At 41.1% G+C, this 12,284-nt stretch carries 5 protein-coding genes, 4 pseudogenes and 1 other annotated feature; of the genes and pseudogenes, 1 reads left to right on the top strand and 8 read right to left on the bottom strand.

Annotated elements, in window-relative coordinates; genetic code table 11:
- Nucleotides 1-13: 13 nt before the first annotated feature.
- Together FTU34_RS13410 and FTU34_RS13405 are read right to left on the bottom strand one after the other, a co-directional pair.
- Nucleotides 14-685, bottom strand: a complete 672-nt coding sequence (locus tag FTU34_RS13410) for a DUF1028 domain-containing protein (RefSeq protein ID WP_078190011.1) — start codon at nt 683-685, stop codon at nt 14-16.
- Nucleotides 686-706: 21 nt separating this feature from the next.
- Entirely contained in the window at nt 707-1,120 is a 414-nt protein-coding gene (locus tag FTU34_RS13405) for a RidA family protein (RefSeq protein ID WP_078190012.1), read from the bottom strand.
- Between the two features lie 574 nt (nt 1,121-1,694).
- Between FTU34_RS13405 and FTU34_RS13400 the strand changes: the two genes are divergently transcribed.
- A complete protein-coding gene (locus tag FTU34_RS13400) occupies nt 1,695-2,426 on the top strand; it encodes a Fic family protein (RefSeq protein ID WP_180035914.1) in 732 nt (243 codons plus the stop codon).
- Between the two features lie 288 nt (nt 2,427-2,714).
- On the opposite strand, the pseudogene FTU34_RS13395 reads toward FTU34_RS13400, so the two are convergent.
- From FTU34_RS13395 to FTU34_RS13370, 6 genes and pseudogenes are all read right to left on the bottom strand, one after another.
- A pseudogene (locus FTU34_RS13395) lies at nt 2,715-3,200 on the bottom strand (IS3 family transposase); the annotation flags it as partial.
- A 79-nt stretch (nt 3,201-3,279) separates the two neighbouring features.
- Nucleotides 3,280-4,521, bottom strand: a complete 1,242-nt coding sequence (gene ltrA, locus FTU34_RS13390) for a group II intron reverse transcriptase/maturase (protein ID WP_004826931.1) — start codon at nt 4,519-4,521, stop codon at nt 3,280-3,282.
- 504 nt (nt 4,522-5,025) lie between these two features.
- A pseudogene (locus FTU34_RS13385) lies at nt 5,026-5,768 on the bottom strand (IS3 family transposase); the annotation flags it as partial.
- Nucleotides 5,377-5,493, bottom strand: a sequence feature (AL1L pseudoknot). Its footprint overlaps the pseudogene before it by 117 nt.
- Before the next feature lie 169 nt (nt 5,769-5,937).
- Nucleotides 5,938-6,120, bottom strand: a pseudogene (locus FTU34_RS13380) (helix-turn-helix domain-containing protein); the annotation flags it as partial.
- A 112-nt stretch (nt 6,121-6,232) separates the two neighbouring features.
- Nucleotides 6,233-6,406: pseudogene (locus FTU34_RS13375) on the bottom strand (transposase domain-containing protein); the annotation flags it as partial.
- Nucleotides 6,407-6,497: 91 nt separating this feature from the next.
- Nucleotides 6,498-12,284: cadherin-like domain-containing protein (locus tag FTU34_RS13370; RefSeq protein WP_180112644.1), on the bottom strand; the 5,787-nt coding region annotated here is incomplete at its 5' end.

Here is a 12,284-nt window from a genome sequence, read left to right as displayed (position 1 = left end):
CGCAGGCTAAGCATTATTCGTCGCCCGGCACACCATAGCTTGGAGAGCTGGATGGATCTAAAGCCCGTGCAACATAATCCTCAACTTGCGGTTCATACACTTTCCAAAGCTGATACAAGTCCTCAATTGGAGTTTCAGACCAATCAACCCGAAGATTAATCACAGGCCATTCCAGTTTATCGACCACCAGAATACCTGCTGAATGAACTGGGCCAGCTTCGCCGCCTGCATCTAAACCAGCTTGCAGCGCTATAAGCAAACGCTCTGCCAAACTGCCGGATGCCTGATGAAAAGCGTCAACCATGGCCTGAGGAACATCTTCATTTGCAAGCAGATTTCCCGCACCAACAGCATGCTCCCCTACGCACTGAGAATGAACACCTAAGGTATATTTGCCGCTAAATGCAGCAGGCTTTTCATCAAAATTTAAAACCGTCAGCTGTCGATACTCAATAAAGTCGGTATTTTTGACCAATTCAGCAATCGCATCGTCTGGCGCCAGATCATATTTGGTCATATCTAGCAAAATATTTGCCAAGTATGGATCTGTAATGTTCTGAGATGTTGCAACACCCACACCGGCCTTGGCTTGAATGCACCGCGATGCAACAGCTGGAGAAGAAGAGCTGATCGCTCCTCCAAATTGCCCCGTTTTATGACAGCGGGCAATAATTGAAAATGTCATAGGCTGCGTTGCTCCTTTTACTTAGTCAGGAATAACTGCAGTTGCATCAATTTCAACCAGCCATTCAGGACGGGCAAGTGCCGAAACGACAATACCTGTTGAAACTGGGAACACGCCTTTTAGCCATTTGCCAACGACACGGTAAACATCTTCACGGTAGCGCGGATCAATAATATAGATTGTGATTTTGCAAATATCTTCAAGTTCACCGCCAGCTTCTTCGAGCAGCATCTTAATGTTATACATGGCTTGTTCTGCTTGGCCCGCAGCATCGCCAATGCATACGCTTTCAGATGTATCTAGGTTTTGTCCAATTTGACCGCGTAAGAACACTGTGCTGCCGCGTGCGACAACTGCTTGGCATAAGTCATTATCTAAATTTTGTTCTGGGTAAGTTGCTTTTGTATTAAAAGTTCTAATGCGTGTATGTTTCATCTGAAGTGTCCTCTGTTTACCACAGTTTCAGTATGAATCAATCACTTGTGAAGGCAATTTCCCTTTTCCGTGTTAGTGCTTCAAGTTTTCCTTACTAGATATATTTTATTAATTAGCCATATAAGATGTATTTTAAATCTTGAATATTTTTATTTTATAAAATTCACCACTGCATGAAATTTTTATTTTTTTATGTGATACATGCAGTGATACAAGATGTAGTCTTTTAAGTCGTAAAGAATTTATAAACTGGCAATAAAAAAGCCTTAAATCAATAAGATTTAAGGCTTTTTTTAATTTTGGTGGGATGGCGTCAATTGAACTCAACTCCTAAGCTATTGATTTAGTGAACCATAAAGCCAATAGCGTTTTTCCTGTACCCATTTTTTACCCAAATTAGATTTAGTGCATTGAATCACAAAATTTGTTTTGTTCAAATCCATTAACAGGATTTGAAATGGTGTCCCGATTTTAACACGTACGCATTCAATATTAAAATATATGTTATAACATTACTTTTTTATATTTGTTTTTTTCATGTATCATTCAAGAGTACAACTTCAGGGTGAAAGTTATGTTTGACAATATAGATGCCTTAAAAACAAAATTAGATCAGCATCGTCCTCTTTCTCCTGCAATTGTAAAAAATCTACAAGAAGATCTTATTGTTCGCTGGACATATCATTCAAATGCAATTGAAGGCAATACACTGACATTGCTAGAAACAAAAGTGGTTTTGGAAGGCATTACCGTTGGTGGAAAAGCATTACGAGAACATTTCGAGGCAATTAACCATAGAAATGCGATCTATTATGTTGAAGATATTATTCGTAAAGAAGAACCTTTTTCTGAATGGCAGATTCGTAATATCCATCAACTCATTCTAAAAAATATCGATGATGACAATGCAGGACGTTATCGCCAACAAAACGTGTTGATTTCAGGTGCTACGACTAACCCACCCGACTATACATTGTTGAATGATAAAATGGCTCAGCTTGTCGATTGGTACAATACTGAGGCACATAAGCTACATCCTATTGAACGTGCAGCTAAAGTACATGCAGACTTTGTAGGCATTCATCCATTTATTGATGGGAATGGTCGTACATCACGCTTATTGATGAATCTCGAATTACTTAAAGCTGGATATCCGCCTTGTGTGATTACAGTAGAAAATCGTTTGGCTTACTATGAAGCTTTAGATCAATGGATGGCTTATGGAAAGACTGAAGCTTTTATTCAGTTGGTTTCTGAGGCTGTATTGGAAGGGTTTAAGCCGTATCAGGTTGTTTTAGGTATTTAGAGCTATCTAACTTACATTTTAATTTATTTGGATGGGATAGTGCACTCAGCGCGCATCATAAACATCAAACAAGCATTTAATTTATAAAGAATAATTATAATAATTTTTTCAATTTACCGTAAAAAATACCGTAAAAATTTAGTTATTTATGGACAGATACCATATCAACTTGTCCCATTATTGGACATCTAGCCAAAGTACATGCTGATTTTGTTGAAATTCATTAATTGTAATGTATGTACCTCACGCTGAACCGTACCGGGTTTGTCGGAGACATTTTTATTTAAGTTAGGCCACGTGACCTAACGGGTTAATCTTATCATAGTACATTGCTTCAAACTCAAAAGGCGATACATAACCCAATGCGCTGTGTACACGCTTTTTGTTGAACCAATCTACCCAATTTAATGTCGCAAGTTGTACATCCGCTAAACCTTGCCAGTCTGCTTTTAAATATTCAATCACCTCTGTTTTGTATAACCCATTCACTGTTTCAGCCAAAGCGTTATCGTATGAATCACTGGTCGTACCAACTGATGCTCGTAAATTTGCTGCTTCTAAACGATTGGTATAGCGAATTGAAAGATATTGAACACCTCTATCTGAATGATGAATCACATTCTTAGGCATACCTCGGTCATGCAATGCTTGCTCTAGTGCATCGAGCACCATGTCTGTATTCATACGTGTTGATACTTTCCATCCAACAATCGCTCGTGAGAACACATCAATAATAAAGGCGGTATAGACCCAGCCTGAATGAGTTTGAATATACGGGTGAGTAGACCAAGGGAATTTCACCCTTAGCCCCTCGCAGAACCGGACATGAACCTCTCAGCTCATCCGGCTCCCATTATCCAACCGATGGTAAACATCCCATTTTCCAGTGCACAAAGGCATTTGGAAAATCACGCGCAAGTCGCCCTAAGGCATATCTAGCCCGTCTTTTATGACGGGCCAAGTTTTTATACTTACGCCTCATCCAGCGTATAAGATAAGCATTCATGTGTTGCCAGATCGCTGACATTGCTGAACCATGGAATCGACCATAGTATTGCTGCCAACCTTGAAGAATTGGATTGAATATTGCAGATAAATCACTTAATTCGCGATTACACATCAGATGTAGATGCCATTTCCGAATAGTCTGTCGCATTGCTTTAAGTGCATCACGACTGACTGCAGGAGAGAAATTTACATAAACTCTTTTATACTTGTCCACAGCCTTACGGGGCCTAAACGTGTACCCGAGAAAAGTAAATTGAACATCGGGATATGCTTTACGACGATTAATATCTTGGCAATAAACAATCTTTGTCTTGTCTGGATGCAATTCGAGACCACATTCACGAAATCGTGCATCGATCTTTTGTAAAACAAGTTTGGCTTGAGATAAACTCCGACAATGAATTACGCCATCATCTGCATAACGGCAGAACCGTACACTTTGAAGATGTTTCGTAATCCACATATCAAAAGCATAATGCATAAATAAATTCGCCAATAAAGGACTCACAACACCACCTTGTGGTGTGCCGCGATTCCTTTCTAAAAGATGGCCATTTATGTGTTGCATTGGTGCTTTTAACCAACGTTGCACATATAAAAGAATCCATGGAATTTCACAGTGTTTCTTGAGTGCACGCATTAGTAAATCATGGTCGATATTATCAAAGAGACCTTTGATATCAAATTCCACAACCCAGTCATAATCCCAACTTCGTCTCCTCACTATCGCAATTGCATCATGGGCAGAACGCCCCGGACGATATCCATATGAGTTTGGATGAAATAATGGATCAATTTTCGGCTCTAATAAGAGCTTAACTGCTGTTTGCGCGACTCGATCTGCAACTGTTGGAATACCTAGTATACGCACGCCACCTGACTTCTTTGGAATCGGAACAGCCTTAACTGGCGGTGGAAAATAACTGCCAGAACAAAGTCGATTCCATAGTTTGTATAGGTTGTTCTTTAAATGCTTTTCGAATTGCTCAATAGATTCATGATCAACGCCTGGAGCGCCACCATTCTCTTTGACTTTTTTAAATGCCTCCCAGATTAACGCTTTAGGAATATTAAATGGTTTGGTCATAAAGTTTTGCTCCTCCTGCTTGCACAGTTGACAAATCCGTAGACCTGGATAATGCAACCCCTTCGCTCCATTACCATTACAGTAACTTCAACACTACTACGAGTTGCTCCGCCCCTTGGTGACGCATTGCTATTATCAGCCTTGCCTTTTGAGCTTGTGCCTTTCGCTTGACATCGCCACCGAAGGTTCCCGCAGTTCAACGTAAGAGCCTGAATTAGGATCGCGCTGCCTCTACGCCGGACACCGAATGGCCCGTAAGCAGGTAACGGCCAAACTAATCGCGGGGTAACTTCCATCCCCGGTTTTGATGTCATTTGAGTACTTTCGACACTTGAACGGCAGTTCACTGTTGTTCGCCTTCCTAATTCTTACCTGACATCTCTACGATGCCTTTTCCATAACGCTCACGACCGGGACTTTTGATCCAAGCCGCTTATGGTGGTTTGCTACCTGCTCCTGCAAGCCGATAGCGAGGGGCCATACCCTCATCTCTTACGCCGCTTGCTGCGGCACACTGAAGTCACCGACCCATAGTTGGTTTGGATAATCAGCAGTAAAATTACGTTTCACTAAATCATCCGCTCTTTTTTGATCATCTCGGCTACGGGTGGTGTATTTATTCTTCCCACGCCAAACACCCTGTATACCTAGCTTCTTCATCAAGCGAACCACTGTACAGCGTGCAATAACATAACCTTCACGTTTCAGTTGTTGCCAAACTTTACGTACACCATATCGACCTGAACTTTCTTTCCAAATTCGTTTAATTTGTTCAGCATGATGCAAATCATGTAGATCTCGCTTTGCTCGATGTTCTGGGTTTTCAGCAATATCTAGTGTTCGATAATAGGTAGAAGCTGAGATCGGTAAAATCCTACAAATCGCCTCAACACCATATAACGCCTTATTGTTATGGATGAAATCCACCATTATTTGTGTGGGCGGTCGAGCTCCGCCTGGGCGAAAAAAGCGGCTGCTTTACGCAGAATTTCATTGGCACGCTTTAATTCTTTGATTTCACGTTCCATTTGCTTCATTTTTTCTTGGTCAGATATCTGTTGTACTTTGGCAGGATTTAGTTGATCCATATGCTTTAAATACCAAACACGCAATGTTTCAGGAGTACAACCGATTTTAGGCGCAATAGCTGTGATTGCTGCCCAAGTAGAAGGATAATCTTTTTCAGATTCAATTAGTAATTGAACCGCTCTTTCTCTAATTTCGGGGGTATAGTTTGGTTTTTTCATCGGAATAGTCTCTCAGAATATTAACTCTCCGACAAACCCGGTACGGTTCACAATTACTTAAAATTATTTACAGGCTCTTAAAACGCCAAATCAAATAGCAGAGAACTTTTATCGGTTAGCTGCCTAGCATATCCCAAGTGAAAGTCTCCTGCTCATTCAGCACATATCAAGGTTTATACGGGTCAAGGATACTATTTCTAGGCTGTATACGCTGATAATGAGGTGTGATGTTCTGCCGTAAATATTTACGCACGGTATTTCTAGACACCCCCAGTTCACGACTAATGGCTTTAATAGATTTACCCTGTTGATGAAGAATTTGGATTGTCGCTGCTTGCTCCAAAGTTAACATATTGAGCAGTCCAAAATGACAGCTATATTAACCAAGGGGGTCATTTTTACACTGCCGCTAACACCATGCCTATTTTTTAATTCGGTTCAGATTTCCAGCGGTGTGGCAGTAATTATTCAATCTGGGTCACTTTATGTGTCGGCAGCCTTTTCAGCACATCACTTAAATAGGCATACGAATCCAGTCCATTCAGCTTTGCTGACTGGATTAAAGTCATGATGTTTGCCGCTCGCTGACCACTGCGCAGCGAACCTGCAAATAGCCAATTCTTGCGTCCTAAGGCCCAAAAACAATATCACACTCTTAAAATAAAAAAAGCTGGTTGCAACCAACCAGCTTTTTATTGTACCCATGCCGAGGCATGGATTCAATTCACTTTATCCAATAATAATCTGATGATTATCTAATAAAGTTTGTAAATTTACATCGGCAGCTTTATGCCCTTCAAGTACCAACAGATTTGCCCAATCATGCGCACCTGCAACACCATCACGGTCCACTTTCACCGTCGCTGTGCCATTCACATCTTCGACTTTAATGTACTGCCCGATATCGCCTTGATTGACATCCAGTAATCCTTGGAAGAATCCTTGGCTAAACTCAATCTTATCGGCATTGACATTCGCTCCAATCTTACCAACGGTAAAATCATTCCATGTATCGGTACCATTGCCAGCAGTCGCATCGGCAGCAACTAAAACATCATAGACTGCAGTATCACTACCTAAACCACCAACGAAAGTATCATTGCCTGCACCACCATAGAGGATATCGTCACCGGCACCACCCAGCAGATAGTCATTACCGGCACCACCAGCAATAAAGTCATTACCATCACCTCCCACCAAGTAATCATCTAAAGTCGTTCCAAAGATCGTGTCATCACCCGCACCACCGTTGTAGTATTGATAACCGATACCATCTACCGCCTCTGAAATACTAGAACTTGTGCTACCTGAACCGATACCTGAATAGATCATGGTTTGACTCGTATTATTACTGAAGTAAACCGTAATCGTCGATCCTTCCATATCTCTGGCATAACTGTCATTTCTAGAAATCAAGAAAGAACTATTATCTGTATCAGCAGCAAAATTAAACTCTTTACCTACAGTAAACTGCCCAGCCTTAAAGTCAATTTCTAAGAGTTCTGGTCGATTTGCATTTGTGCCTTTACGTTTAATCTCGTAACTTTGCACCATACTATTATTAATAATAGCTTTATGACTCGGGCTATCTGACTTAAACTGATTACCTTGTTTATCAGTATCTAAGGGTCCAGTATTGGCAGCACCAAAATGCACACTAGAAGTTCTAGAACCACTTAGATCAATCACCACTTTAGTAATTGAAGTATTTGGTTTGTCATTATGATATTGCAATGACCATGGAGTACCTGAACCTGTTTCGCCTTTGACAGTTGCGGTCAGCTTATGACCAACAAGGTCATTAGCAGCAGTTCCATTCTGAAACAAGTTATCTGTATTTTTGATATCTTTGTCTAAGCCTGTCGTTGCTTTATTAAAGTCAAGTACCTCTACTTCCAACGCTTTAGTTGTGGTCTTACTGTGCGAATTACTACTTTCAGTCGTAGTTGCTGAAATAGATAAGTTAATCTTACCAGTAAAGCCTTTGCTTGGTATTAAGCTGAGGTTATCCAAATTCCAGTCTTTAATACTCAAGCCTGTTTGACCCGCTTTAGCAGTAAAGGTATGTACACCATCGGTGATGGTGATACCAACTGGAATTCCATTGAGCTCAAGTGCAGTTAACGTTTCAGATCCATCTTTATCAATCAAATCGACCTGGATACCAGATAGCTTGATTGGTGTGTCTTGCATACCATTATCAACCGCTTCAGCAGAGAAGTAACCCCCATCAGGCTTACCTGTCGTATTGCTTACAAAACCACCCACGTCCGCACCTAAAGTCAGTAACTCTTCGGCACTACCATAAAGTTTGTAGTTTTCAGAAGTCAATAGTTTCGATGTTGCCTGAGCCCAACTTTGTCCTTTGCCTTTTTCTAGAACGCTAATGTTATATTCACCTCTACTATTTAGATTGGCAAAATAAGCTTCAAAAGTATAAAAGCCGGTTTTTTCAGGTACAAAACTGCTGATATTAATGGTACCGTTACCATCTCCGCCAATAATGGTCGGATGATAGTTGCCATAGGCGTCACCGATAGTTTGTGCTAGAACTTTACCTCCAAGCTCAATATGCATTGCATCATCGGCATAACCTTCAAAGCTATACTCACGCCCAGCTTCTAGGTAAATTAAGCCCGTATAAGACACAGCGTCAAATCTTGAACTAGCAACACTACTACCACTAAAGTTGCCTGCAAACTCGTTGGCACGTCCAGTGCTAGTTGCCTCAGCGGTGTCGAGCAAGTCTTCAAGCCCATTTGAATCAAAATTCTTTTTACTACTACTACTTAAGCTCAGTCTATTATATTGTTTAAAAATTAGACCTGTTGAAGCAGGTGCTGGTTTTAATGCAACACCTGAACCAGCTATACCGCCTGTGCTTGAGTTATCCCAAATATTGGCATTTAAGATAATGTTTGCACCATCAGCGACTGCTTCAACATTGACTTTTGCGGTAGTCGATATCTGCTGCGTACCATCAGAAACTGTGTAGTTCAGCACAATAGCATCCGTAGTATTGGCATGCGAAAAATGCTCTTTTGGTGTGAATGTCCATGTACCATCTGCATTGGCTACAATTTTACCCATACTTGGGTCTGCCAAAGTCACTGCAGTCACACTCAAACTATCGCCATCAATATCTTTGGCATTTTTCAGTAAATCTGCCTGTGTCAAGATGATCGATTGATCTTCTTTGATATTGAAAGACGTGCCTGGCGCAGTCGGTTGGTTGTTTAGACCAGACTGTTTTGAAACCACAACGTTACCTGCAGCATCTTCAGCATAGATATCAAGTGTTTTACCTTTCGCTAGCGCAGGAAGTGTTAATTTATATTCACCTGCAACACCTGTTGCAACCGCAGTGTATTTCACCCCATCAAGCGTTGTATACACCTGCTGTGCATCCGCATTGACTTTTACTGTCATTATGGTGCTTGCAACCGAACCATCCGCTGCCATTTGGTTGCTGACAACGATATTTTCAATCACTGGCGGTGTAGTATCGACTGTAAAGTTGAACTCATTTGATGCATCACTGAGCAAGCCAGTTTCATCATTATAAGCTTTTGCGGTAACTTTAACGTTACCTACCAACTTACCAGTGGTCACCGCAGCAGAAAGTTGATCAGATGATACATTCCATTCATAAACACCCGTTGCACCCTGTGGAATATCAATCTTAATTGGGGTGTTAATGTTATGTAAATACACCCAAATTTGGCTGACTAAACCATCTGTACCAAGGTCAATTGTACCTTTGATCACCCCTTGTGCATCATTGGTTACACCACCATTGACAATATTTCCAACAATACCACCTGCAACATTGTCTACATAAGCTATTACTTCAGGAGTGGCTAAACTCAACTCTGGGTTAAGCGTCTTACCATTATTGACACCAACGTTACCCGCACTATCCTCAACAAAAACTTGTAATTTAAGTGGATCATAGTTTTCAATGGCTTGATCAAGACTCACTTTAATATCTAAGTAACCATTAAATCCAAGTGCATCTCCACCTACTACACCTGTACCCACGATTTTACCATCGTACAGTACCGTGACAATATTACCTGTTTCGGCAGAAGTTTCGCCTGACTTGGTGACTAAAGCCGTCACCTGACCATGCTCGCCATGACTTGCATCAAAGCCAACATTGGTCGCCTCTGGCGGTGTGATGTCTGTCTTAAAGGTGTACTTGTCAGTAACCTCACTTAACTTTCCAGTGACAGGGTCGTAAACTTTAACCTGAATATAAATATTATCTTCACGTAGTTCATCTGCTGCCCAAATTTCATTTAAGACTTTTTGCAAGTCCGATTCCGTCAGTCTCCACGTACCATCTGCTTCAACATTTACCTCAATATCCGCACCATTTGGATACGGCTCGACCGAAGACTCTGTGTCAGATGTATTAAACTTATTGACATAGAGGCGAATAGTAGCTTTACCATTTTGCACTAATGCTAAATCGACTTTACCAGTCAGCTCGCCTAAGACATCATTGGTAAGCTGGGTGTGAGTCTCGCCATCATTCTCAACCACCTCTTTATCAACAAGACTTACTGTCGTCGTTGTAACACTGACTTTACCTGTAGTTGCAAAATCAGCATCCTTACGAACAGAGAACTGTATTTGATAGCTGTGACCTAATGTATCTTTAAGAGTAAAGGTTGCATGTAATGGTGCAGTAGAACTGTCTAGTTGCTCTTGAATGTCCGCAATATTCAAAACCCATGAACCATCTGTATTAAAAGTTATTTCACCAATACCTGAAAGTTCATTAGAACCTAAAGACTCTTCAAACTCTATCACCTGACCAAACTTATTAGTAATTTTCCCTGTTAGTTTACCTTGACCATCTGCAGCGATACCTGTGTCTGTCACTTTATTATAAACACTACCGATATTGTCATAGTAGCCTGTAATTTCAATCACAGACTTTGGTGGTGTAGCCACAATATAGTCTTGAGTTGATTGGGCGATATTACCTGCGGTATCCGTCACTTTTGCATGAACCTGACCATCTTTCAGCTGTTTAGAGATCTCAGATGAAATTTCAGCTGTCCAACCTTTCTCTGCGTTCACTGTCGCAGTTATCATGATTGGTGCACCATCTTCACCAAGAATTGGCTGACCTTGAGCATCTTTGAAAGTTAAGGTCACAGTTGCACCTTCAGACACACCATCGACAGTGCCTTTAATGGTGAAACCTTCTATTTTTTCACTCCACTGTACAAGATTATCTTCAGCAAAATCTGTAATTTTGATATCTGCAAAAGTATCAACCACTGCTGTAGCACTAACAATCTTAGAAATGTTACCCGCTTGGTCTGTTAAGCTGACCGATAACGCTAATGTCTTATCTTCACTTGGTGTTGTAAATTGGACTTGTACTTTCCCAGCCGCAACTTGTTCAGCAGTTAAGATTTGATCCTCACCATTAATCGTTAATGTATCTCCTGCACGCACAGAACCATCACTTGGCAATGTGACTGTGACTGTAACCTGACCATTTTCATCAATATCTGTCGCATTAATAAATGCATCAGCATTGCTTCCAATTGTCACAGTTGGTGTTGATGGCGCTGTATCATCTACAAACTCTAAGTCACCCACTGTTGCTGTAGTATTTGCAAGTGAGCCTTGCTCTCCAACCAATTCAATTTGAACTTGATTGCCCGCTTGAACCTTCGTGGTATCAAGTGTGAATGAGAACTCACCATTTGCATCAGTGTGACCGCGATAAATTTCTTCACCAGCGTGATCTTTAATGATAACCGTGGTGTTTGCTTCACTGGTTTGACCTTTGACAATCAACCGATCTGCTTCACCGTCTGCCATTTCATCCGTATCTACAGGCGTTAACTGAGATATATCTAGATTTACTGGAATATCTAGTTTAGATAAGTCATCTAAGCGCTCTTGAAGTTCTGGTTGTGCACCTGGAGCTAAACCGTCAACTTTGTCTTGAGCTATTGCTTTTAAGCTTTCTGCATTTTTCACAGCTTGCTCAAGTTCAGCTTTTTGAGCTGGCGTAAAGCCATTTTGTTTCGCATTTGCAATAGCTGTATTCGCATCTGCATAAGCTTGCTCAGCCACTGCAACAGAGGTTGATGCACCCGTCACATCTAATCGATCTTGAATATTTTTAGCTTGTGACTCTAAGCCCTCTTTCGCTGTACCTTCTGGAAGTTTATCAATCGCCTCAACCGCCGCATTTAACTTAGTTTGTGCATTAGCAATCGCTTTTTTAAGTGCTTCAACTTCAGTTTCAGTCAATTTATCGTCTTCAAGCGAAGTGACTAATTCATTCTCAGCCGCTGTCACTGCAGCTTGTGCTTCATTTAATAAGTCTTGTGCTGCTTCAACGCTGTCATCAATACCATCGCTGTCGGTATCGTTCACCCCAGGAACTGTGGTGGTCAAGCCATCTAAACGACCTTGTAGCTCTGTTTGTTTTGCTGATTCAGAGTCTGGTAAAGCATTAACTAAAGTTTGAGCTGTGCCTTT

Origin of the sequence: Acinetobacter sp. YH12094, from assembly GCF_013419295.1 — a bacterium.
Classification (GTDB): domain Bacteria; phylum Pseudomonadota; class Gammaproteobacteria; order Pseudomonadales; family Moraxellaceae; genus Acinetobacter; species Acinetobacter amyesii.
Note: the sequence above shows the minus strand (reverse complement) of the source record. Positions and strands in the feature narration are given on the sequence as shown.